Below are 22151 nucleotides of genomic sequence, written 5' to 3'. Positions count from 1 at the left end.
CAGGATGGGTGGCGTGGAGGATCGGCTAGTTTACTTGCCCAGCAGCACGCCCGCACGCGGGTTGCCGCCCTGGCGGGAACCGCCGTTGCGCGGGGCGCCGCCCTCGGGACGCGGCGATCCCTGGGCACGGCCGCCGTCACGGCGTTCGCCGGAGGCCTGGCGATCGCCGCCGCGCGGCTGCGCGGCGCGGGCCGGCTGCTGCGGGCGGCCCGCGCCGTTGCTGCTGCCTTGGCCGCGGCCACCGGCATTGCCCTGGCCCGGACGGCCGGCATTGCCTTGGCCGGCGCGGCCGCCATTGCCCTGGCTGCTGCGTCCGCCGCCATTGCCGCCCCGATTGCCGGCGGCCTGACCCTGGCGGCGGCCGCCGCCGCGCGGGCGGTCGTCGTCGTCGCGGTCGTCCTCGGGCTCATCGGCGGCGCTGCGCGCGGGTGGCACCCAGCCGGCCACGGGCTTGCGCTCGATCGTCTTGCTGATCAGGCGCTCGATGGCCTTCAGCAGCTTGATTTCGCTGTCGTCGACCAGCGAGATCGCCGAGCCGGTGGCGCCCGCGCGGCCGGTACGGCCGATGCGGTGCACATAGTCCTCGGGGACGTTCGGCAGTTCGAAGTTGATCACCAGCGGCAACTGGTCGATGTCCAGGCCCCGGGCGGCGATGTCGGTGGCCACCAGCACGGCGACGCTGCCGTCCTTGAAGCCCGACAGCGCGCGGGTACGGGCCGATTGGCTCTTGTTGCCGTGGATCGCGGCGGCCGACAGGCCGTCCTTCACCAGCTTTTCGGCCAGGCGGTTGGCGCCGTGCTTGGTGCGCGTGAACACCAGCACCTGGTGCCAGCCGTTTTCCTGGATCAGGTGGCTGACCAGGTCGCGCTTGTGCGACTGGGCCACGGTGTGCACGGTCTGCGTGACCAGTTCGGTGGCGGTGTTGCGCGGCGTGACCGAGACTTCGCCCGGATCGTGCAGCACGCCGCGGGCCAGTGTACGGATCTCGTCGGAGAACGTGGCCGAGAACAGCAGGTTCTGGCGTTGCTTCGGCAGCAGGGCCAGCACCTTGCGGATGTCGCGGATGAAGCCCATGTCCAGCATGCGGTCGGCTTCGTCCAGCACCAGGATCTCGACGCCCGACAGGTCGATCGTGCGTTGGCCGGCGTGGTCCAGCAGGCGGCCGGGCGTGGCCACCAGGATGTCCAGCGGCTTCTTCAGTGCGCTGATCTGCGGGTTGATGTTGACGCCGCCGAACATCACCATGGCCGACAGGCCGGTGTACTTACCGTAGGTCTGTACCGATTCGGCGACCTGGGCGGTCAGCTCGCGGGTGGGCGTCAGGATCAGGCAACGCGGCCGGCCGGGCTTCTTCAGCGCGGGCTTGGTCTGCGACAGGCGCTGCAGGATGGGCAGCGTGAAACCGGCGGTCTTGCCGGTGCCGGTCTGCGCGGCGGCCAGCAGGTCGCCACCCTTGAGCACCTGCGGAATGGCCTGTGCCTGAATGGGGGTGGGCGCGGTGTAGCCGGTCTCGGTGATCGCGCGCAACAGCGAATCGACCAGTCCGAGGTCGGCGAAGGAAACAGTGGTAGTCAAGACAACTCCAGCGGCAAGCCTGTCGCTCAGGGGGAGCGACACCAATCCAGGCATGCAAGTGAGGAGAAAGGGGGCTGGACCCGCCGGGGTTATGAGGCGGCGGGAGCCCCGGCACAGGCGGCGAGATTGCGCCTGTGGCGGCGTGCTGATTGGGATAGCACGCGGCGCATTGTAGCTGATCCTTTAGTGACGTAATGGTGTCACGTGTGCAACCAGGTGTCGCTAGAAGGCAACTTCTTGCGCCTGTCCACCCGCCTCGATCTCCAACCCCTGCCGCGACATCACCTGCAGTTTCGGCATCAAACCCAGCAGATGCTTCGAGTATTCGTGCCGCGGGGTGCGGAACAGCGTCTCGGTATCCGCCACTTCCAGCAACTGTCCGTGCCGCATCACCCCGACGCGGTCGCACATCTGGCGGATCACGGGCAGGTCGTGGCTGATGAACAGCATGGTCAGCCGCAGTTGCTCCTGCAGGTCTTTCAGCAGATTCAGGATCTGCGCCTGGATGGAGACGTCCAGCGCGGAGGTGGGTTCGTCGCAGATCAGGAAGCGCGGCCGGGTGGCCAGCGCGCGGGCGATGCAGATACGTTGGCGCTGGCCGCCGGAGAACTCGTGGGGATAGCGCTGCGCGGCCTGTGCGCCCAGGCCGACCACGTCCAGCAGGTCGGCCACGATGCGGCGTGCCTGGGCTTCGCTGTCGGCCAGTTTGTGGAAGCGGATGGGCTCGGCCACGATGTCCAGCACCCGCATGCGCGGGTTCACCGAGGAATACGGATCCTGGAACACCATCTGGATCTGGCGGCGGAATGGATTCAGGGCCTTCTCGCCGCGTAGCGCCGTCAGGTTGGTGCCGGCGAAAGTGACCGAGCCGCTGCTGGGGGTGTACAGGCCCGAGATCAGCCGCGCCACCGTCGACTTGCCCGACCCCGATTCGCCCACCAGGCCGAACACCTCGCCCTCGGCGATGGACAGGTCCACCTGCTTGACGGCATCGAGCGTGCGGCGGTTGCGCTTGAGAAACGCGTTGCGCAGCACGAAGCGCATGCCCAGGCCTTGCGCCCGCACCAGCGGTACGCCGCCCTGCGAGGCGCCGAAATCCCGCTTCTGGCCCAGCCAGTGCGTGGCGATGTCCAGCGGGGCGGCGGGCGTGCGCACGTCCTCGATGTAGGTCACCAGCGGAAAGCGCCGCAGTTTCACGTCGGGCCGGGGCACGGCCGAGATCAGGCTGCGCGTGTAGGGGTGGTCGGGATCGCCGAGGATTTTGGCAGTGGGCCCCTGTTCGACCAGGCGGCCGCGGTACAGCACCGCGACGCGGTCGGTCACGTCCGCGATCACGCCCATGTCGTGCGTGATGATGATCATGCCCACCTGCTTCTCTTTGCATAGTTTGCGCAGCAGGTCGAGGATCTGTGCCTGGATGGAAACATCCAGCGCGGTGGTGGGCTCGTCGGCGATGATGACTTCGGGCTCGCAGCACAGCGCCAGCGCGATCACCACGCGCTGCCGCATGCCGCCCGAGAACTGGTGCGGGTACTGTTTCACGCGCAGCTCGGGATTGTCGATGCCTACCTGCTGCAACAGCGCGACGGCGCGGCGGCGGCCATCGGCCGGCGACACGCCCAGGTGCACCTGCATGGTCTCGACCAGTTGGCTTTCCACGGTCTGCAAGGGGTCGAGCGAGGTCAGCGGATCCTGGAAGATCATGCCGATACGGCGGCCACGCACCTTGCGCTGTTCGTGCGGCGGCAACGCGTCGATGCGCTGGCCTTCCAGGCGCACCTGGCCGTCGGTCAGCTTGCCGGGCGCCTCCAGCAGGCCGATGACGGCGTTGCCGATGGTGGATTTGCCCGCGCCGGACTCTCCCACCACGCCGAGGATTTCGCCGGGTTCCAGCGATAGCGAGATGCCGTCCACCGCGACGTGATTGCCGCGGCGGCTGGGGAACTCGATGCGGATGGCGTCGATGTCTAGCAAGGCCATGGCGTCGTCCTCAGCGCAGCTTGGGGTTGAGCGCGTCGCGCAGCCAGTCGCCCAGCAGGTTCACCGACAGCACCAGGGCCACCAGCGCCACGCCGGGAAAGATCGAGATCCACCACATGCCCGAGAACAGGTAGCTGTTGCCGATGCGGATCAGCGTGCCCAGCGAGGGCGCGGTGGGCGGCACGCCGACGCCCAGGAACGACAGCGTGGCCTCGGTGATGATGGCCACGGCCAGGTGGATGGTGGCGATCACCAGCACCGGCCCCATCACGTTGGGCAGGATATGGCGGCGCAGGATGGTGAAGGGGCCGATGCCGATCAGCCTGGCGGCCTGCACGTATTCCTTGTTGCGCTCGACCAGCGTGGAGCCCCGAACCGTGCGCGCGTACTGCACCCAGCCCGAGATGCCGATGGCGAAGATCAGCACGTACATCGCCAATTGGTCGTGCATGTCGCGCGGCAGCAGGCCGCGGGCCACGCCGTCGATCAGCAGCGCGATCAGGATGGCCGGGAACGACAGCTGCACGTCGGCGATACGCATGATGAGGCTGTCGACGCGGCCGCCGGCATAGCCGCTGATCAGGCCCAGCGATACGCCCAGCACCATGGCGAACAGCACCGAGGCCACGCCCACCGTCAGCGAGACGCGCGCGCCGTACAGGATGGCCGAGAACACGTCGCGGCCCTGGTCGTCGGTGCCCAGCAGGAAGGCGGCGTTGCCCTCGGCGTTCCATGAGGGCGGGGTATTCGCATCCATGATGCTCAGCGAGGCCAGGTCGAACGGATTGTGCGGCGCCACGAAGGGCGCCAGCACGGCGCCGGCCACGATCACTAAAGTGACCACGGCCGACACGATCGCGCCGGGCGAGCGCCGGAAGCTGTACCAGAGGTCACTGTCGGCGGCGCGGGAAAACAGCAGGGTGAGGCTCATGCGCGTCCTTTTAACGGCTCTGCACGCGCAGTCGCGGGTCGACGGCAAAGTACAGCAGGTCCACGATCAGGTTGATCAATACGAAGAACAAGGCGATCAGCACGAGGTACGCGGCCATCACCGGGATGTCCACGGCGCCGATGGCCTGGATGAACAGCAGGCCCATGCCCGGCCACTGGAACACGGTCTCGGTGATGATGGAGAAAGCGATGATCGATCCCAGCTGCAGGCCGGTGATGGTGATGACGGGCACCATGGTGTTCTTCAGCGCGTGGCGGAAATTGATCAGCCGCTCGGGCAGGCCGCGCGCGCGGGCGAACTTGATGAAGTCGGTGCGCAGCACTTCCAGCATCTCGGCGCGCACCAGCCGCATGATCAGCGTCATCTGGAACAGCGCCAGCGTGATGGCCGGCATGACCAGCGCGGCCAGGCCGGATGGTGTCAGCAGGCCCGTGGTCCATCCGCCAATCGCGATCACCTCGCCGCGCCCGAAGCTGGGCAGCCAGCGCAGTTGCACGCCGAACACCAGGATCAGCAGGATGCCGATCAGGAAGGTGGGCAGGGAAATGCCCGCCAGCGATAGCGCCATGAAGGTCTTGGCCAACACGCCGCGGCGGCGCAACGCGGTGTAGATGCCCATGGGAATGCCGAAGGCCAGCGCCATCAGGGCCGAGACGAAGGACAGTTCCAGCGTGGCGGGCAGGCGTTCTTCGATCAGTTCGCTCACGGGCCGTCGCTGGCGATACGAGATGCCGAAGTCGCCTTCGAGCGCGTCGCCCACGAAGCGGGCGAACTGCACGGGAAAGGGATCGTTCAGCCCCAGGTCGGCGCGCAGCTGGGCGCGCTGGGCTTGCGTGGTGTCCTGGCCCACCATGCCGGCGATGGGATCGCCCACGTAGCGGAACATCGAGAAGGCGATCAGCGCGACCACCAGCATGACGATCAGCGACTGCAGCAGTCGTCGCGCGATGAAGGAAAGCATGTGCGGAGGGCCTCGGGGCCGTGCGCCGCAGGGCGCGGGTTGAAGAAGTCACCCGCGCGCGGCGGCGCGCCGGCCGCTGCGCGCGAACGCGGCGTCAGGGCATCACGACGTTGCGCAGGTCGAGCACGTCGTCGGCGCGCTGGATGACCTGGATGTTGTCCTTCACGCCCCACGACATGGGCTGCTGGTGCAGCGGCAGATAGCCGAAGTCCTTGCGCACGATCTCGAAGGCCTGCTTGATCATCTCGTTGCGCTTGGCCTGGTCGGTCTCGGTGCCGACCTTGGCGGTCAGCGCGTCGACTTCCTTGTTGCAGTAGCCGCCCAGGTTGAACTGGCCGCTGGCGGTCTTCGAGTCGCGGCAGGCCGCCAGATTCAGCAGCACGTTGTGGGCGTCGGTGGAACTGGGCGTCCAGCCCAGCATGTACATGCTGGTCTCGTTGCCGGCCTGCAGCAGCACCTTGGCGAAGTACTTGGACTTGCTCTGCGCCAGCAGGTTGATCTTGATGCCCACGCGCGCCAGCATGCCGGCCACGGCCTGGCAGACCTTCTCGTCATTGACGTAGCGGTCATTGGGGCAGTCCAGCGTCACCGTGAAGCCCTTGGGATAGCCGGCTTCGGCCAGCAGCTTCTTGGCGCGTTCGGGATCGGGCTTGATCGGGGCGCCGTACGAATCGGCGTAGCCGTTGATGGAGGTGGCCACCAGCGAGCCCAGCGGCTTGGCCGCGCCGCGCATGATCTTGGCGTTGATGGCGGCGGTGTCCACCGCCAGCACCACGGCCTCGCGCACCTTGGGATCCTTGAAGGGGTTCTTGCCCTTCACGTCGGAGTACAGCAGTTCGTCGCGCGCCTGGTCCATGCCGATGAAGATGGCGCGCGCCTCGGGGGCGGTCAGCGGCTTCACGCCGGGGGCGTCTTCCAGGCGCTGCCAGTCCTGCACGGGCACCGGCTGCACGATGTCCATCTCGCCCGAGATCAGCGCGGCCACGCGCGTGGCTTCCTGCGCGATGGGCTGGAAGATGACTTCGTCGACGTTGGTCTTGACCTTCTTGTCCCAGTAGCCGGGGAAGCGCTTCAACACCGTCTTCACGTCGGGCTGGCGCTCGACCAGCATGAAGGGGCCGGTGCCGTTGGCGTGCAGGTTGGCGTAGTTGCCCTGCCCGCCCTTGACGTTGGTGGCTTCCGTGGCGTTGTTCTTCTCGGCCCACGACTTGCTCATCATGTACAGGAAGGACCACTCGCGCGGCAGGATGGGATTGGGCGTGGGCGTGATGACCTCGACGGTGTAGTCGTCGATCTTGCGCACTTCCTTGGCCTTGGCGCCGTAGCCTTTCATGTCCGAGCCCGGCGTCAGGCTGCGCTTCCACGAGAAGATGACGTCGTCGGCGGTGAACGGAGAGCCGTCATGGAACTTGACGCCCTGGCGCAGCTTGAAGATCCACTTGGTGGGCTCGGGGTTAGTCCAGCTTTCGGCCAGCACGGGCACCAGTTTCAGGTTGCCGTCATAGCCGGCCAGCGTTTCGTAGATGTTGCCCTGGAAGCCCAGCGTGAAGGTTTCGTTCAGCGCCATCGGGTCCAGCGACGTGGCGTCGCCCTGATAGGCCCAGCGCAGCGTACGGGCGTCGACGCCCGATGCGAATGCCGAGGCCGCGAAGGCCAGGGCCAATGCCGAGATCTTTACTGCGGGTGTGATGCGCATAGCCCTAGTGCTCCGTACGGTGCGCGCGATGGCGCGTCAGAACTGACAGGGCCCCGTTTCCCCGATCGCGTTCATCAGGACGGGGCTTGGCTCATCCAGCAAATCCGGAGGCCCGGCCTGGCAGGCCGCTCCGGTGTACGTCGCATCTTACGTTTAAGCATCAATCAATTTGGATTGGGGTTATCACTCGGTTGGCGCGGCCTGCTCCATGTCCCGCGCCATGTGCCGGGCGAGTTCGGCCAGCTTCAGCTTGCGGCGCTCGTCGTCTTCGTGATGCTCATTCAGCGCGGACCACGCGGGCCGGCTGCGTGCCTCCGCGATGGCGTCGGGCAAGGCCGCGCGGCGCCACGCTTCGTCGGCGGGCTGGTCCAGGCGCACCGGTTCGCGCGCCGCATGGCCACGGCGTTCCAGCGCCTGGATGAGCTGCCGCTGCCGAAGCGCCAGCAGGCGCAGCACGGCGTCGTCGACGCTGAGTTCACGATGGCCGCGCAGCCGGCCGGCCATGCGCTGGCCGAGCTGGCCTACGCCTTGCCACACGCCGCCGGCGGCCGCGCCCAGCAGCATGCCCGCGCCCAGGCTCAGTCCCCCCACCGCCAGGTCCACCGCCGCGCCGGCCATGGCGCCCGCGGCGGCGCCCACGCCCAGCCGCACGCCCATGTCCTTCAGGGCCTGGGGATGGAACAGGTCCATGCGCCAGCGTTCGCCGGATAGCGGCAGCGTGTCGGCGGCGTAGTCGCCGGGACGGAAGTTGTACAGGGCCAGCAGCGCCTGCGAAGCGGCCTGTTCGCGCAGGCGCACCTGCTCGCGCAAGGTGTCCGTGGCTGCGGCCACGGCATCGGGTTCACCGGCGACCGTCAGCCGCAAGGCGGCGGCATCGATCAGCAGGTCGGCCGATACGCGGCAGGCATCCATGCGGCGCTGCTGGCGCTGTTGCGACAGGGTCTTGGCGATGCGCTCGAGCAGGTCCGCATGCTGGTGCAGCAGCATGGCCAGGCGTCCATACAGGCGCGCTTCGCCGTCCAGGGGCGGCGCCACCGTGTCGAACTCCAGCACGGCATGCAGGCCCAGGCGCGACATGGCGTCGCGCCAGCCCTGGGCGCGGTGCGCGGGCGCCTGCACGAAGTTCAGCACCGGCAGCAGCGGCCTGCCGCAGGCGGCCAGCAGCGCCAGTTCGTCGCGATGCTTGCCCAGCACAGGATCGCGCGCGTCGATGACGTACAGCGCCGCGTCGCAGTCCAGCAGCTTGGCCAGCACGCGCGCCTCCTGCTCGAAGCGGCCTTTTGCTTCGGGAGAATCCAGGAAACGGTGCACGCGGGCCGGGCCGTCCCGCCGCTGGCCCGGCTCGTCCAGGCGCTCCAGGTACTCCAGCAGCGCGATGCTGTCTTCCATGCCCGGGGTGTCGTACCACTCGACCGTGGCGTCCTCGCCCGCGGCCAGACGCACCCCCTCGACGTGGCGCGTGGTGCCCGGCGCATCGGCCACCTGCCCGAACGCGGGATCGCGCGTCAGCGTGCGCAGCAGCGAGGTCTTGCCGGTGTTGGTGTGGCCCACCACCGCGATCTTCAACTGCGCCTCAGCCATGGCGGACGTCCGGGCGCGCGCGCCGGCCGCGCGCGGAAAACTTGATCTGCCGCAAGGCGCCGCATGGGCGCCGGTGGAATGATGGCTGCATCCTCAACGAGAGCGTAATCATGAACATGAAGAGCATCAGAATAGCCTGCGTCGCCGCCCTGTTGGCTTTGGCCGGCGGCAATACCCTGGCCGCCGAAGGCGACGTCCTGGTCCGTCTGCGTGCCCTGCACATCGCGCCGGACGCGTCGACCAACAATACCTTGTCGGCGCTGGACGTGGGTGTCAAGCAGTCGACCGTGCCCGAACTGGACCTGACCTACATGTTCACGGACCACATCGGCGCGGAACTGATCCTGGGCGTCACGCGCCACCGCGTGACCTCCAACGCGGGCAGCCTGGGCAAGGTCAGCCTGCTTCCGCCCACGCTGACGCTGCAATATCACTTCAATCCGGACGGCCAGTTCCGTCCGTACGTGGGCGCGGGCATCAACTACACGCGTTTCTATGACAACAGCCTGTCCGCGGGAGGGCAGCGCGTGCGCATCGACCGCGACAGCTTCGGTCCCGCGCTGCAGCTCGGTATGGACATCGGCCTGGACGACGACTGGTTCATGAACGTGGACGTGAAGAAGCTGTGGATCCGTACCGACGCCTCGCTGGCCGGCGCGTCGCTCGGCACGCTGAAGATCGACCCGTGGCTGGTCGGCGTGGGCATCGGCCGGCGCTTCTGAGGTCGATTCGTGATGAAGCATTCCTGCGATCCGATTCCGCCGGACGCCCCGTTGCCGCATCGAAAGGTGCTGCGCGACCGGCTGGCGCCACTGGTGACGCGCTCCTACGCATATCCGGTGCTGTTGCTGATGCTCGACTACGCGATGCTGGCGGCCGCGCTGGCCGGCGTGGTGCTGGCCGGCAGCGTGATGGTGAAACTTCTCTGCGGGGTTGCCGCGGGCCTGGTCATCGGCCGCCTCTTCATCATTGCCCATGATGCCTGCCATCAGAGCCTGACGCCGTCGCGCCGCCTGAACCGGTGGGTGGGCCGTATCGCCTTCCTGCCGTCGCTCACGCCCTACAGCCTGTGGGAAGTGGGGCACAACGTGGTGCACCACGGCTATACCAACCTGAAGGGCTTCGACTTCGTCTGGGCGCCGCTGACGCAGGCCGAGTTCGACGCGCTGTCGCGGCCGCGCCGATGGATGGAACGCATCTATCGCAGCGGTTGGGCGCCGGGGCTGTATTACGGCATCGAGATCTGGTGGCGGCGGCTGTTCTTTCCCAGCCGGGCGTCGATGCCCACGCGGCGTCCGGTGTTCCTGCGCGATTGCCTGCTGGTCGCGGCGTTCGGCGCGGTCGTGATCGGCCTGGTGTGCTGGGTGGCGGTGGCGACGGACCAGTCCGTGCCGTTGATGCTGGCCCTGGCCGTGGCGCTGCCGTTCTGCGTGTGGTGCTCGTTGGTGGGGTTCGTGCTGTACGCCCATCATACGCACGTGCGCGTGGGCTGGTACGACGACCGCACGGCGTGGGGCCAGGCGCAGCCCTTCGTCTCCACCACCGTGCACCTGACTTTCCCTTGGCGGTTCGGCGCCATGCTGCATCACATCATGGAGCACACCGCGCATCACGTGGACATGAGCATTCCGCTGTACCGCCTGGGCACGGCACAGCGCACGCTGGAGCACATGCTGCCGGACCGCATCGTCATCCAGCCCTTCTCGCTGCGCTGGTACCTGGACACCGCCCGGCGCTGCAAGCTGTACGACCTTCGTACTCATCAATGGACCGACTTCCATGGCATTCCCACTACCTGAACAGGCTTACCACGCGGCGAGCCGGCGCATCACTCCCTTCGACAGCACCGCGAACGAGACGATCGACGTGCTGGCCGTGCGCGGCTATCTGGTCGACCTGCAGCAACGCATCGTCGCCGCGCTTTCCGAATTCGACGGCGAGCGTTTCGAGGTCGACGAATGGGCGCGTCCGGCGGGCGAGGCCCTGCGTGGCCAGGGCCGCTCGTGCGTGATCGAGGACGGCCAGTTCTTCGAGCGCGGCGGCGTGAATTTTTCGCACGTGCATGGCGATGCGCTGCCGCCCTCGGCCAGCGCGGGCCGTTCGCACCTGGCCGGCCGCGCCTTCGAGGCCATGGGCGTGTCGCTGGTGCTGCATCCGCGCAATCCATACTGCCCGACGGTGCACATGAACGTGCGGCTGTTCTGCGCGCAAGCCAAGGGCCATCCTGCGGTGTGGTGGTTCGGCGGCGGCATGGACCTGACGCCGCACTATGGCTTCGAGGACGATGCGCGGCATTTCCACCGCGCCTGCCGCGATGCCTTGCTGCCGTACGGCGCGGATCTCTACCGCAGCTTCAAGCTGTGGTGCGACGACTATTTCTATCTTCCGCATCGTGGCGAACCGCGCGGCGTCGGCGGCATCTTCTTCGACGACTTCTGCGAACTGGGTTTCGACGACGACTTCGCCATGGTGCGCAGCGTGGGCGATGCATTCCTGGGAGCGTACCTGCCCATTGCCAAACTGCGCCGCGACACGCCGTATGGCCAGCGCGAACGCGACTTCCAGGCCTACCGGCGTGGCCGGTACGTCGAGTTCAACCTGGTGCTGGACCGCGGCACGCTGTTCGGCCTGCAAAGCGGCGGGCGCACCGAGTCGATCCTGATGTCGATGCCGCCCTCCGCCACGTGGCGCTATGCCTGGCAGCCCGAGCCGGACTCGGCCGAGGCGCGCCTGTACGCCGACTTCCTGGTGCGGCGCGACTGGCTGGTAGGCGGGCGCTGAGCGCGCGGGTTCCGGGCGGGGAGATCGGGCCCAGTCCGGTCTTCTTCACCGTGTCCCGGGCCTGCCTGGATAACGGGAAGGCCAGCAGCGCCGCGGCTTCTCCGTGCTCTGGCGCACACCGCTTGCGGCGCCGGGACCTGACCCGTTTCGTCGATGCGGCGCCACGCGCTCAGACGCGCTGCAGCCGGTCCGCGTCGAGGATGCGGATCAGCTTGCCGCGCACCTCGATCAGCTTCTCGTCCTGGAAGCGCGACAGCATGCGGCTGACGGTTTCCAGCTTCATGCCGAGGTAGCTGCCGATCTCTTCGCGCGACATGCGCAGCTTGAATTCCATGTCGGCATGGCGCACCGCGCGCAGCCGTTGCGAGAGGTTGAGCAGGAAGGCCGATACGCGTTCCTCGGCTCGCATGCTGCCCAGCAAGGCCATCAGTTGCGAGGCGCGCACGATTTCGCCGCTCATCAGGCGATGCAGGTGGCGCTGCATGGCGCGCATCTCGCCGCACAGGCGTTCCAGGCGGCCGTAGGGGATGATGCACAGCATGCCGTCTTCCAGCGCCACGGCGTCGGCGGTGTGCTCGCTGGCGTGGATGCCGTCCAGGCCCAGCGGCTCGCCCGCGATGTGAAAGCCCGTGATCTGTTCGCGGCCGTCGCGCAGCGTGACCACCGTCTTGAAGGCGCCGGCCTTGATCGCGTACAGGTTGCGGAAGGCATCGCCCTGGCGGTACAGCGTCTCGCCGCGCGAGACCTTGCGCGAGGCGCAGACCAGCGCGTCCAGGCGCTCGAAGTCCGCCGGCGTCAGGTCATCGGGCATGCAGACGTCGCGCAGCGCGCAGTTCGAGCACGCAACGGGATCGGCCGACCGCGGGGCGGCGCCAGGGCAAGAGGAGAGGGTCAGGGGAAGCATGGCGAAAGCCTGTGTCGGGCGCTGAGTCGTCACCATCATACCCCTATTTATAGTAGGGGTATTTGATCCAGAGCAAGGTTTGGCGATTTCGTCCTCAGGACTGTTGTTTTTCTTGCTCGTCGACCAGGCGGCGCAGGGCGGGGTCGGCAATGGACAGGACGTCGAACAGGCCCAGCGCGCGTAATGCGGGCAGCGCTTCCAGGATATCGCGTTGCGCTGCCTTGCGATCGGTGGCGCTCGTGCCGGGATCGCTCCAGGCGCGAGCGTTGATGAGAAACGCGCCGACGCTGCCCTTGCGGATGGCGACGCCGTCGCGTTCGACGTGGTTGGCGTGATCGGGGAGGAGGTCTTCGGCGCGCATGAGGGGGCCTGTGGATAAGTGATGACTGCCACTTTAGGCGGATCCGTTTGGCCTGGCTGCGCTATAAAGGCCATTCAATAGCTCGAATATGCCATTCATGCAGGTTCCCGCCATCACGTCCGGGCAGGCTTCAGCCACCGGTGGCCCCTTCATCGTGGCCGCGCTTTGGCAGGAAGGCGTGCCGCGCATTACTGCCTCTCACCATCACGCACGGGGCCAGTTGCTGGGCGCGACACGCGGTCTGCTGTCGGTGGCGGCGGGCGATGGCCAGTGGGTCGTGCCGGCCACGCATGCCGTATGGATTCCGCCGGACGTGGCCCACGGCCTGCGTTCGCACGGGCCGTTCGCGGGGTGGAGCGTCTATGTGGCGCCGCACGCGTGCGGCGGCCTGCCCCAGGCGCCCTGCATTCTCGCGGTTTCGGGCCTGTTGCGCGAAGCCGTCGTCCGCGTGGCGGCCTGGCCCGCGGGCAGCGATGCACTGGATGCGGCGCAGCACCGGCTGGGGGGTGTGGTGCTCGACGAGATCCGCACCTTGCCGCATGAGGCGCTGGGCCTGCCCATGCCGCGCGATGCCCGCCTGCGGCGGATCGCGCAAGCCTTGTGCGATGCTCCCGATGACGCGCGCCCGCTGGGGGATTGGGCGCAATGGGCCGGCCTGGCCCCGCGCACCCTGATGCGGCGGTTCGTCAGCGAGACCGGATTCAGTTTTACGGCATGGCGCCAGCGCGTGCGCCTGCTGCGCGCCCTGGAGCTGCTGGCGGCGGGCAACGCCGTGACCGCCGTGGCGCTGGACCTGGGCTACGAGAGCGTCAGCGCGTTCATCGCATTGTTCCGGCGTACCTTCGGCACGACGCCGGGGCGCTACCCGGGACTCTGACTCCGTAGCGGGCTTCAGTGCCATGCCGGCGCGACGCACGCCAGTCCTGGCCAGGGGGGCCATGCCCCGCGCGTCCACGCCGCCGTCAGTGGGTGGTCTCCAGCCAGGTCAGCGGGGCGTCGGCGTCGGCCACGATGGCATCGGGCGGCAATCCTGCTTCCTGGAGGCGAGCGCGCCAGGTGGCCGAGCGGTCCATGCCCGCGTTTTCATTGAAGCCGGCCGACAGCCAGACGCGCGTCCGAGCGGCCTTGCCGGACAGGTCCGCGATCAGCGCCAGCGTGCCCCGGTCGGGGGTCTGGTGCGCATCGCAGGCCAGCAGCAGGCGGGGCGCGGCCGTGCGCGCCAGCGTGTCCAGCAGGGCGTTGCGCTGCTCGCGCGTGTCCAGGATGCCGGCGTCGTGGGCCTGCGCGGGCAGCGCGGCCGGCGGCCATGGCGAGCCGGGCGGCAGTTCGACGCCGGCCAGCACCGCCTGGCCGGACAGATCGGGCAAGGCCTGCGCGGCGACCACGGCCGGCGTGCGCAACGGCCCGGAGGGTCGATCCAGGCCGATGGATTCGGTGGGCGGCCGCAGGCGGTCCCGCAGGGCCGTGTAGCCCGGCAGTTGGGTGTCGATGCGCAGGCGGCGCAGCGCGCGGGCGGCCATGATGACGCAGCCCAGGCCCGCCAGCAGGCGCGGCACGATGCCGTAGCACACCACCTGGCCCAGCAGCCACACGGCCCATTGCGCCTGCGCGCCGGCGGGCAGGGCCTGCATGCCATCGCTGGCCCGCACCACGGCCGGATCTGGCGCGGCAAAGCCGAACTGGGCCGGCAGCCATCCCAGCCCGGCCACCAGGCCCACGAAGGCCTCGGGCTGCAGCAGCGTGGTGGCCCAGACGAAGCGGTAGCTGGCGGTGGACAGCATGGCCAGCAGCACGGCCAGCGCGGCGCACAGCGCCGCCAGCCACAGCAGGTGGCTGACCGCGCCGAACAGCCAGCGCAGCGCGCCCGCGCGGGCCAGCAGGTTCAACAGCGCCTGCGGCACCAGTGCGGAGTCGGGGCCGCGCGCCAGCTTTCGGGTTGTCCACAGCCACAGCCGGCCCAAGCCGGTGGCGCCGCTCCGGCGGATCGCGAAAGTGCTTGCCCACAGCACGAACATCAGCGCATGCAGGCCCAGCAGCGCGCCGGCGGCCCACAGCACGTTGACGGGACGGCTACCGTCACCCAGGGCGCCCAGCGCGGCGCCGGCGCCGGCCAGCAGGGTGGCCAGCACCAGCAGGATGAAGGTGAGGGCCGCGCCCTGGCGCCAGCGGCCCACCAGCGCGTCCAGGCCTTCGCGGCGCGCCAGCAGGCGCGCGCGCAGCAGGATGCGGGAGGTCAGCGTGCCACCCGCCAGGCGGGCCTGTCGCACGGCGTCGGCATCTTCCAGCGGGCCCCAGTGCGCCTCGCGCAGCCGGACGGCCTCGGCCAGCCAGTGCGAGGCGGTGCCTTCTTCCTGTCGGGCTTCGTCAGCCAGGACTTCTGCTGGCCGGACTGCGTCAGATGGCGGCATCTTTATGGACAGCGCCCTCGGGGAGAGGCTTGCCGCCCATCCAGCGCGCCAGCGTGTCGTTGGCGCGTTGCTTGACCTTGTCGTCGATGGCGAAGGCCACGGCGGTGAGCGCCGCGGCCATCACGGTCAGGTCGTCCGTATAGCCCACCAGCGGCGCGAAATCGGGAATGGCATCCAGCGGCAGCACGAAATAGCCCAGGGCGCCGTAGATGGTGCGGCGCGCCCATTTGGGCGTGTCCGGGCTTTGCGCGGCGTAGTACAGCCACAGCGCCTTCTCCAGCGCCTGGCGTCCGGCGGCAGAGGCCTGGCCGCCCAGCTTGCGCCAGAAACGGCGCTCGGAATAAGCGTTTTCGTACGAGGCGGTGTCGACAGGCGGCATGATGGGCATTCCTGGCAGAACGGCGGCGCCGCTTGGGCGGCCTACTATTGTAGATGCCTATTGGAGTGCCGGATGCCGGGGACGTTCCCCTGCCGCGAGCCGCCGCGGCGGGCAAAAGAAAAACGGCCAAATGGTGTCGCCACCAGAAGGCCGTCGTTCTTGCTGAATGCTTTGGCTCCCCGAACTGGATTCGAACCAGTGACCTGCGGATTAACAGTCCGTCGCTCTACCGACTGAGCTATCAGGGATCAAGAGGACCGCGATTATGCACGAAAAAACGAAGGTGTGCATGCGCGTCCGGATTTCAGAACTTCCCGAAGTCGCTTTGTTGTCTTCGCGTCACACGGATTCCTCGGGCAGCGGATCGAAATCCTGGCCTGGCGTCAGCGGGGCGTGCCGGTAGGTGGCCGGCGTGCGGCCCAGTTTCACGGGCGATGCCAGGCCGCGATAGTGCTCGCCCATCTCGACCACCATCTCGCGGTGCGCCGTGTGGGGATGGTTCAGCGCGGCGTCCACGGGCAGGACAGGCGCGGCCGGCACGTTGGCGGCCATCAACTGCCGCACCAGGCTCTCGGCCTCGAAGTCCGCCAGCGCGGCTTCCAGCGCGGCCTTCAGCGCGGTCCGGTTCGTCGACCGCCCGCCCGCGCTGATGAAGCGCTCGTCCCGCGCCAGCGCCGGCTGGCCCAGCACGCCGCACAGGCTGGCGAACTGGCGGTCGTTGCCCACCGCCAGGAACAGCGGCTCGGTGCCCGTGCGGAACGTGTCGTACGGATAAATGTTGGGATGCGCATTGCCCGTGCGCGCAGGCTCGCGTCCGTCCATGAACCAGTTGGCCGCATGCGGATGCAGCAGCGACAGGCCGCTGTCGTACAGCGCGGCCTCGACGAACTGCCCCTGTCCGCTGCGTTGCCGTTCATTCAAGGCCAGCAGGATGCCGATCACGGCGTTCAGCCCCGTCACCATGTCCACCACCGGCAGCCCCACGCGCAGGGGCTCTCCACCGGCTTCGCCGTTGACGCTCATGAGGCCGCTCATCGCCTGGATGGCCGCGTCGTAGCCCGGCAGCGCGCCCAGGGGGCCATCGGCGCCGAAGCCCGACACACGGCACCAGATCAGGCGTGGAAAGCGCTGCGACAGCGTCTCGTAGCCCAGGCCCCAGCGTTCCATGGTGCCGATCTTGAAGTTCTCCAGCAGCACGTCGGCCTGGCCGATCAGTTCGAGCAGGCGCTCGCGGTCGGGCCCGGTCGTCAGGTCCAGGTGCTGCACGCGCTTGTTGCGGTTCAAACCGAAGTAGTAGGATGCCACCCCGTCGCGAAACGGCGGCCCCCACGTGCGGGTGTCGTCGCCCTGCGGCGGTTCGACCTTCAGCACGTCGGCGCCGTGATCGCCCAGGATCTGCCCGCAATAAGGGCCGCCCAGGATGCGCGACAGGTCCAGCACGCGCAGCCCGGCCAGCGAGCCCATGTTGATTGCACTGCTCATGCCGTGTTCCTCAGTTGACTTGCGCGCCCGACTTCTCGACCACCGTTTTCCACTTGGCCTTCTCCTGCGCGATGAACCTGCCCAGCGCCTGCGGGCTGTGGTCCGCGGCGGATTCCAGGCCTTGCGCGGCGAACAGCGCTTTCACTTTGTCGGAGTTCAGGGCCTGCACGAAGGCCTTGTTCAGCACCTGCACGCGGTCGTCGGGCGTACCGGCCGGGGCCACGATGCCGAAGAACACGCTGACGTCGTAGCCGGCATAGCCCTGTTCGGCCACCGTGGGCACGTCGGGCAGCGCCTGCGATCGTTTGGCGGTGGTCACGCCCAGCGCGCGCAGCCTGCCGTTCTCCACATAGGGCTTGGCCGTCAGCACGTCGGTGAAGCTCATGGTGACGTGGCCGCCCAGCAGGTCGGTCAGGGCGGGCCCCGTGCCCTTGTACGGTACGTGCAGGATGTCCGTGCCCGCGATGCCGTTGAACATCACGCCCGCCAGGTGCGACGACGCGCCGCTGCCCGAAGAGGCGAACGTCAGCTTGCCCGGATGCGATTTCGAGTAGGCCACGAGTCCGGGCACCGTCTTGGCCGGCACGCTGGGGTTCACCAGCAGGATGTTGGGCAGGTAGCCCACGTTCACCACCGGGGTGTAGCTCTTGACCGGGTCGTAGTTCAGGTTGCTGTACAGGCTGCTGTTGATGGCAAGCGGGCCGGAGGTGCCGAACATCAGCGTATAGCCGTCGGGCGTGGCGCGCGCCACGTACTCGGCGCCGATGTTGCCATTGGCGCCCGCGCGGTTCTCCACGATCATGGGCTGGCTGATGAAATTCGAGATCTCGGCCGCCAGCGTGCGGGCCATCGCATCGGTGGGGCCGCCGGGCGGGTAGGGAACCACCAGCATCAGCGGCTTGGACGGAAACGCTTCGGCGGCCTGCGCCAGCGGCGCCGCCGCGGCGGATACGAGGGCCGCGGCCAGCGCGGACAGGAAGATTCGCTTGTGCATGGGGTTGTCTCCTTTGTGCATGTCGCAGGCCGCGCGGGCCGATGGGCCGGCGCGTCGCGATGCTGTTCTGGTGGTGGGTAAAACGGTGGTTCACGGCGATGCCGGCGGCTCTGCAGGCGCCGGCATCGCCATGCGGATGTCAGGCGAGGCTCTGCGCGGATTGCGGCGTGCCGCTCGTCCAGGCTTCGGGCAGATCGTCCGGCTGCAACGGATCGCGCGGCAGCACGCGATGGCACAGCGTCAGCTGTGCCCAGCGCAGCCGGTCGGCCGAGCCGGTGCGCGAGGCCTCCCACGCCATCGCGATGCTGCTGGTGCAGTGATAAAGCGCCGATGCGGCCTGGCGGGCCAGTGCATCGCCGCCTTCACGCGCCGCCGTCTCGGCCAGGGCGCTGGCGCCATCCAGTGCGCCGCGCAGCGCCTGCGTGAACGCTGGCGCCAGATCGGCGTCATCGAGCAGCCCGGCCAGATGCGCGCGCAGCACCGGCAGCGAGCCTTCGCGCTTGATCGCGCGGATCACGTCCAGCGCCACGATGTTGCTGGTGCCTTCCCAGATCGAGCCCAGATGCGCGTCGCGCAGCAGGCGCGGATCGCTCCATTCCTCGATGTAGCCGCAGCCGCCGCGCACTTCCATCGCGTCGCCCGTCACCTTGCGCGCATCGCGGCAGGCGCGGAACTTGATCAGCGGCGTCAGGATGCGCAGCAGCGCATACGCGTCGGGTTCGCCGGCGTCCGAGCGCGCCAGCGCCTGCGCCGTCTGGAACACCATCGTGCGCGCCTGCTCGGCGGGCACGCGCAGCTTGTCCAACTGGCGGCGCATCAGCGGCATATCTTGCAGCGGCTTGCCGAAGGCGCGGCGCTCGCGCGCCACGAATTCCGCTTCGGCGACGGCGCGCCGCATCAGGCCCGCCGCGCGCACGCCGTTCGACAGGCGCGAGTTGTTGACCATGTCGGCCATCTGCACGAAGCCCCGGCCCGGTTCGCCCACCAGATAGGCCACCGCGCCTTCCAGGCGGATCTCGCCGCTGGCCATCGAGCGCGTGCCCAGTTTGTCCTTCAGGCGGATGATGCGATAGGCGTTGACGCTGCCGTCATCCAGATGGCGCGGCAGCAGGAACAGCGAGATGCCTTTCATGCCCGCCGGCGCATCGTCGGGACGGGCCAGCACCATCGCGAACTCGGCGTCGGGATTCGAGCAGAACCACTTGTCTCCGTACAGCCGCCAGTTGCCGTCCGCATCGCGGCGCGCTTCGGTGGCCGTGGTGGCGATGTCCGACCCCGCGCCCTGCTCGGTCATGAACATGGCGCCCTGGGCCAGTTCGTCGAAATCCAGCGAGGTCAGGCGCGGCAGATAGCGCTTGACCAGTTCGGGGTCGCCGAACTTGCGCAGCGTGCGCGTCAGCGAATCCGTCATCGACACCGGGCAGCACAGGCCGAATTCCGACTGCACGAACAGGAACGTCAGCGCGTACTTCACGGCGGGCGGCATCTTGCCGCGCCAGCCCAGCGTTTCTTCGCGATGCGACATCGCGCCCAGGCCGAACTCGCTGAAGGCCAGCCGCTCCATCTCGACGTACGCGGGATGCTTCAGTACGCGCTGCTCGTCCAGGCCGCTGCGCGACCGGTACTGCAGCGTGGGCGGATGGTGGTCGGCCGTGCTGGCCAGTTTGTCCAGGTGCCCGCCCGCCAGCTCGCCCAGCCGGGCCAGGTGCGGCGTCATGTGCGCCAGCAGGTCGGCCGGCAGGTACAGCGGCAGCAGTTGCCGCAGTTCGCGGTCGGTGGTGTAGAAGTTCTCGCCGCGGCGATCGGGCACGGGGTGCGGGGCGGTGTCGGACATGCCGTGGTCTCCTTATGGCTTATGACTGCTTTTTCCGGTCATTCTAGGGATGCGGATGATAGGTATCCAATATTGATTTAGTTTTGTACGATCTGTTTGGCGAATCGTTGGGGCCGGCCAGGCCCGATTTCATGGCGTTCCGCACCGGCCCGCCGCGGGCGCTTTCGCCATGCGTCGCGCCACTCTCCTGGAGTCCTGCCGATGGAACTGCGCCACCTGCGCTACTTTTCCGCGCTGGCCGAAGAGCTGCACTTCGGCCGGGCCGCGGCTCGTCTGTCGATCTCGCAGCCGCCGCTGTCGGTGGCCATCAAGCAGTTGGAAGACAGCGTCGGCGCGCGGCTGTTCGAGCGCAACAACAAGGAAGTGCGGCTGACGGCCGCGGGCCGCGCACTGCGGGCCTCCGCACGCAAGATTCTGGCGCAGGCCGAAGAGGCGGCGCTGGGGGCGCGAGATGCGGCGGCGGGACTGGCCGGGCGACTGCGCATCGGCTTCGTGGGGGCAATGCTGTACCGGGGCCTGCCCCAGGCGCTGCGCAGCTTCCAGGCGCGTTATCCGGGGGTGCGGATCACGCTGACGGAACTGAATTCCGGTGAGCAGATCACCGAACTGATGCAGGATCGCCTGGACGTGGGATTCGTGCACACCAGCCGCCTGCCGGACGGACTGGAAAGCCGGCTGTTGCTGTCCGAACCGTTCGTGTGTTGCCTGCCCGAAAAGCATCGCCTGGCGGGCAGGCGCTCGGTGAAACCCGCCGACCTCGCCTCTGAACCGCTGGTGCTGTTCGCACACAGCGTGTCGCCGGATTATCACGACAGGGTCCTGTCGATCTGTGCCGAAGCGGGGTTCCGGCCGGACGTGCGGCACGAGGTTCGGCACTGGCTGGCCGTGGTGTCGTTGGTGTCCCAGGGGCTGGGCGTGGCCCTGGTGCCCAAGGCGCTGGAACGCTCGGCGCTGGGCGGGGCCGTATTCCGGCCGTTGGCGGGAGGGTCCGCCCGGTCCGAATCCTATGGCGTCAGCCGGCGCGATGCCGACAAGGCCATGGTCGAGCGCCTGCTGGACGCCTTCCCCGCGTGCTGAATGGGCGAATGGCCCAAGGCATCATGGCGTGCCCGACCGGACGTTCGCATCGGATTCGGTCTGCACGGGGCGAGCGCGCACCTCGTTCGAATCGTGCCCGTGCGGCTGGCCGGCACAAGCCGGGGATGCGGGCGATGGTGGGGATGGCGGCGACGGTATCGCACAGGTCCTGTCCCTGCCAGCGGAAGATGAGGTGCCAATTGCCGTTGACCGTCAGTGACGCAAAGCCCTTCTGCTTGCCAGTCAGCATGTGATAGCGCCAGCTCGGGCGGGCCAAGTCGGCAGGGGTATTGGCGGCATTCAGCGCGGTCAGTAGTTCCCGCAGCTTGTCGGCATGATGGGGTGGGCTGCCCGCCACGCTACCTGTGTCGAAGAACCGTTTCAGTCCCCGGTGCTGGAATGACAAGATCATGGTCTGTTGTAAACACTTTGTTTACGTTTAGGCAATGCTGATGTCAAACGCTTCGGGGCAAAGTCTGCTTTTTATTGCCGGATTCTTGAGGGAGGCAGTCGGGTCAATCCATGCATCGAACATCAGGATGCTTGGCCGGGCAAGCCCGCCGCAGTGCGGACAACTGGGTGGCAGGCCGCGCAGCAAGCAGTGGTCGAGGTCCACATCGGGCTGGACGGTCTGTGCCGACCAGATGCCGGAGGGGCATCGCGCCTGGCATTGCAGATGATGGATTGAGCCGTGGCATTCCAGCAGCAGTCCCTCGTCGAAGCCGGCCTTTTGGAAGTGCCCATCGACGTTGCTGGTGAAGACTGCCCCGCCCAATGGGCTGGCTTCGATCCAGCGCCGCAGGATGCCGAAGCCGTCATGCGGTTCGGTGTTGCGGTACAAGGCCAGGCGATGCCCATTGGAGCCTGCGGCTCATGGCCCGGTACGCCGGCACCACCATCCACCAGGTGCGGCAGGTCTGGCAGGCAGCCGACCTGAAGCCGCATCGGCTGCAAAACTTCAAGATCAGCAACGACCCTGACTTTGCCGAGAAGGTGGTCGATGTCGTGGGTCTGTACATGAACCCGCCGGACAACGCGGTCGTGCTCTCGGTCGATGAGAAGACGCAGATCCAGGCGCTGGATCGCACTCAACCCATGCTGGCGTTGCGGCCTGGGCAAATCGAGCGGCGTACGCATGACTACATTAGACAGACGGGACACTAGGTGTCGGTATCTGGGAATAGAC

Annotated in this window: 20 protein-coding genes, 1 tRNA gene and 1 pseudogene; 6 read left to right on the top strand and 16 right to left on the bottom strand. The window is 68.0% G+C overall.

What is annotated here, in order from left to right; translation table 11 throughout:
* Positions 1-30: 30 nt before the first annotated feature.
* The 6 genes from A6745_RS04805 to A6745_RS04780 all read right to left on the bottom strand — a co-directional run bounded on the left by A6745_RS04805 (position 31) and on the right by A6745_RS04780 (position 8745).
* Complete coding sequence (locus tag A6745_RS04805; RefSeq protein ID WP_197488093.1) at positions 31-1575, bottom strand: DEAD/DEAH box helicase; 1545 nt, start codon at positions 1573-1575, stop codon at positions 31-33.
* A gap of 222 nt (positions 1576-1797) precedes the next feature.
* Positions 1798-3555, bottom strand: a complete 1758-nt coding sequence (locus A6745_RS04800) for a dipeptide ABC transporter ATP-binding protein (RefSeq protein WP_066124344.1) — start codon at positions 3553-3555, stop codon at positions 1798-1800.
* 10 nt (positions 3556-3565) lie between these two features.
* Positions 3566-4486, bottom strand: a complete 921-nt coding sequence (locus tag A6745_RS04795) for an ABC transporter permease (protein WP_066124342.1) — start codon at positions 4484-4486, stop codon at positions 3566-3568.
* A 10-nt stretch (positions 4487-4496) separates the two neighbouring features.
* Positions 4497-5468 (bottom strand): ABC transporter permease, encoded by a 972-nt coding sequence (locus tag A6745_RS04790; RefSeq protein ID WP_066124340.1) that lies wholly within the window; start codon positions 5466-5468, stop codon positions 4497-4499.
* Between the two features lie 94 nt (positions 5469-5562).
* Positions 5563-7164 carry an ABC transporter substrate-binding protein gene (locus tag A6745_RS04785; protein WP_066124338.1) on the bottom strand — a complete coding sequence of 534 codons (1602 nt, stop codon included), beginning with the start codon at positions 7162-7164 and terminating at the stop codon, positions 5563-5565.
* 183 nt (positions 7165-7347) lie between these two features.
* Entirely contained in the window at positions 7348-8745 is a 1398-nt protein-coding gene (locus tag A6745_RS04780) for a GTPase/DUF3482 domain-containing protein (RefSeq protein ID WP_066124336.1), read from the bottom strand.
* Between the two features lie 110 nt (positions 8746-8855).
* Here A6745_RS04780 and A6745_RS04775 point away from each other — a divergent pair, with 110 nt between their 5' ends.
* The 3 genes from A6745_RS04775 (at position 8856) to hemF (ending at position 11526) form a co-directional block, all read left to right on the top strand.
* Positions 8856-9467 (top strand): OmpW/AlkL family protein, encoded by a 612-nt coding sequence (locus A6745_RS04775; RefSeq protein ID WP_066124334.1) that lies wholly within the window; start codon positions 8856-8858, stop codon positions 9465-9467.
* 12 nt (positions 9468-9479) lie between these two features.
* Complete coding sequence (locus tag A6745_RS04770) at positions 9480-10544, top strand: fatty acid desaturase (protein ID WP_082852893.1); 1065 nt, start codon at positions 9480-9482, stop codon at positions 10542-10544.
* Between the two features lie 61 nt (positions 10545-10605).
* On the top strand, positions 10606-11526 hold the full coding sequence (hemF, locus tag A6745_RS04765) for an oxygen-dependent coproporphyrinogen oxidase (RefSeq protein ID WP_066125752.1): 921 nt from the start codon (positions 10606-10608) through the stop codon (positions 11524-11526).
* Positions 11527-11695: 169 nt separating this feature from the next.
* On the opposite strand, the gene A6745_RS04760 is transcribed toward hemF, so the two are convergent.
* Together A6745_RS04760 and A6745_RS04755 are read right to left on the bottom strand one after the other, a co-directional pair.
* Positions 11696-12469, bottom strand: a complete 774-nt coding sequence (locus A6745_RS04760) for a helix-turn-helix domain-containing protein (protein ID WP_066124332.1) — start codon at positions 12467-12469, stop codon at positions 11696-11698.
* 55 nt (positions 12470-12524) lie between these two features.
* The gene (locus A6745_RS04755) at positions 12525-12791 is read right to left on the bottom strand and encodes a hypothetical protein (RefSeq protein ID WP_066124330.1); all 267 of its coding nucleotides are present in this window, start codon (positions 12789-12791) and stop codon (positions 12525-12527) included.
* 97 nt (positions 12792-12888) lie between these two features.
* Between A6745_RS04755 and A6745_RS04750 the strand changes: the two genes are divergently transcribed.
* Positions 12889-13668: an AraC family transcriptional regulator gene (locus A6745_RS04750; protein ID WP_066124328.1), complete on the top strand. Its 780-nt coding sequence runs from the start codon at positions 12889-12891 to the stop codon at positions 13666-13668.
* Positions 13669-13753: 85 nt separating this feature from the next.
* On the opposite strand, the gene A6745_RS04745 is transcribed toward A6745_RS04750, so the two are convergent.
* From A6745_RS04745 to A6745_RS04720, 6 genes are all read right to left on the bottom strand, one after another.
* Positions 13754-15199 (bottom strand): DUF2868 domain-containing protein, encoded by a 1446-nt coding sequence (locus A6745_RS04745; RefSeq protein WP_066124326.1) that lies wholly within the window; start codon positions 15197-15199, stop codon positions 13754-13756.
* Entirely contained in the window at positions 15186-15578 is a 393-nt protein-coding gene (locus A6745_RS04740; RefSeq protein WP_066124324.1) for a YkvA family protein, read from the bottom strand. Before A6745_RS04740 ends, A6745_RS04745 begins: the two co-directional genes overlap by 14 nt.
* 172 nt (positions 15579-15750) lie before the next feature.
* Positions 15751-15826, bottom strand: a tRNA-Asn gene (locus A6745_RS04735).
* 91 nt (positions 15827-15917) lie between these two features.
* Positions 15918-17060 (bottom strand): CaiB/BaiF CoA transferase family protein, encoded by a 1143-nt coding sequence (locus tag A6745_RS04730; RefSeq protein WP_066124322.1) that lies wholly within the window; start codon positions 17058-17060, stop codon positions 15918-15920.
* A 10-nt stretch (positions 17061-17070) separates the two neighbouring features.
* Positions 17071-18054 (bottom strand): Bug family tripartite tricarboxylate transporter substrate binding protein, encoded by a 984-nt coding sequence (locus A6745_RS04725; RefSeq protein WP_066124320.1) that lies wholly within the window; start codon positions 18052-18054, stop codon positions 17071-17073.
* 139 nt (positions 18055-18193) lie between these two features.
* A complete protein-coding gene (locus A6745_RS04720) occupies positions 18194-19888 on the bottom strand; it encodes an acyl-CoA dehydrogenase family protein (RefSeq protein WP_066124318.1) in 1695 nt (564 codons plus the stop codon).
* A gap of 201 nt (positions 19889-20089) precedes the next feature.
* Here A6745_RS04720 and A6745_RS04715 point away from each other — a divergent pair, with 201 nt between their 5' ends.
* Positions 20090-20965, top strand: coding sequence for a LysR substrate-binding domain-containing protein (locus A6745_RS04715; protein WP_066124316.1), 876 nt, complete (start codon positions 20090-20092; stop codon positions 20963-20965).
* Here A6745_RS04715 and A6745_RS27640 read toward each other — a convergent pair.
* Entirely contained in the window at positions 20901-21377 is a 477-nt protein-coding gene (locus A6745_RS27640; protein WP_082852891.1) for a type II toxin-antitoxin system RelE/ParE family toxin, read from the bottom strand. The two genes, A6745_RS04715 and A6745_RS27640, sit on opposite strands and share 65 nt — an antisense overlap.
* A gap of 27 nt (positions 21378-21404) precedes the next feature.
* On the bottom strand, positions 21405-21806 hold the full coding sequence (locus tag A6745_RS04710; protein ID WP_066124314.1) for a Sir2 family NAD-dependent protein deacetylase: 402 nt from the start codon (positions 21804-21806) through the stop codon (positions 21405-21407).
* Positions 21807-21820: 14 nt separating this feature from the next.
* Between A6745_RS04710 and A6745_RS04705 the strand changes: the two are divergent.
* A pseudogene (locus A6745_RS04705) lies at positions 21821-22114 on the top strand (IS630 family transposase); the annotation flags it as partial.
* Positions 22115-22151 lie beyond the last annotated feature (37 nt).

The organism is Bordetella ansorpii (genome assembly GCF_900078705.1).
Taxonomy (GTDB): Bacteria; Pseudomonadota; Gammaproteobacteria; order Burkholderiales; family Burkholderiaceae_B; genus Bordetella; species Bordetella ansorpii_A.
This window is presented reverse-complemented; position numbering and strand designations above follow the sequence as displayed.

Coding starts and splice junctions, on each gene's coding strand:
- A6745_RS04780 (WP_066124336.1), bottom strand. CDS start 8,745: ATGGCTGAGGCGCAGTTGAAGATCGCGGTGGTGGGCCACACCAACACC.
- A6745_RS27640 (WP_082852891.1), bottom strand. CDS start 21,377: ATGATCTTGTCATTCCAGCACCGGGGACTGAAACGGTTCTTCGACACA.
- A6745_RS04770 (WP_082852893.1), top strand. CDS start 9,480: ATGAAGCATTCCTGCGATCCGATTCCGCCGGACGCCCCGTTGCCGCAT.
- A6745_RS04720 (WP_066124318.1), bottom strand. CDS start 19,888: ATGTCCGACACCGCCCCGCACCCCGTGCCCGATCGCCGCGGCGAGAAC.
- A6745_RS04730 (WP_066124322.1), bottom strand. CDS start 17,060: ATGAGCAGTGCAATCAACATGGGCTCGCTGGCCGGGCTGCGCGTGCTG.
- A6745_RS04800 (WP_066124344.1), bottom strand. CDS start 3,555: ATGGCCTTGCTAGACATCGACGCCATCCGCATCGAGTTCCCCAGCCGC.
- A6745_RS04790 (WP_066124340.1), bottom strand. CDS start 5,468: ATGCTTTCCTTCATCGCGCGACGACTGCTGCAGTCGCTGATCGTCATG.
- A6745_RS04740 (WP_066124324.1), bottom strand. CDS start 15,578: ATGCCGCCTGTCGACACCGCCTCGTACGAAAACGCTTATTCCGAGCGC.
- A6745_RS04745 (WP_066124326.1), bottom strand. CDS start 15,199: ATGCCGCCATCTGACGCAGTCCGGCCAGCAGAAGTCCTGGCTGACGAA.
- A6745_RS04775 (WP_066124334.1), top strand. CDS start 8,856: ATGAACATGAAGAGCATCAGAATAGCCTGCGTCGCCGCCCTGTTGGCT.
- A6745_RS04785 (WP_066124338.1), bottom strand. CDS start 7,164: ATGCGCATCACACCCGCAGTAAAGATCTCGGCATTGGCCCTGGCCTTC.
- A6745_RS04755 (WP_066124330.1), bottom strand. CDS start 12,791: ATGCGCGCCGAAGACCTCCTCCCCGATCACGCCAACCACGTCGAACGC.
- A6745_RS04750 (WP_066124328.1), top strand. CDS start 12,889: ATGCAGGTTCCCGCCATCACGTCCGGGCAGGCTTCAGCCACCGGTGGC.
- A6745_RS04795 (WP_066124342.1), bottom strand. CDS start 4,486: ATGAGCCTCACCCTGCTGTTTTCCCGCGCCGCCGACAGTGACCTCTGG.
- A6745_RS04760 (WP_066124332.1), bottom strand. CDS start 12,469: ATGATGGTGACGACTCAGCGCCCGACACAGGCTTTCGCCATGCTTCCC.
- A6745_RS04725 (WP_066124320.1), bottom strand. CDS start 18,054: ATGCACAAGCGAATCTTCCTGTCCGCGCTGGCCGCGGCCCTCGTATCC.
- A6745_RS04715 (WP_066124316.1), top strand. CDS start 20,090: ATGGAACTGCGCCACCTGCGCTACTTTTCCGCGCTGGCCGAAGAGCTG.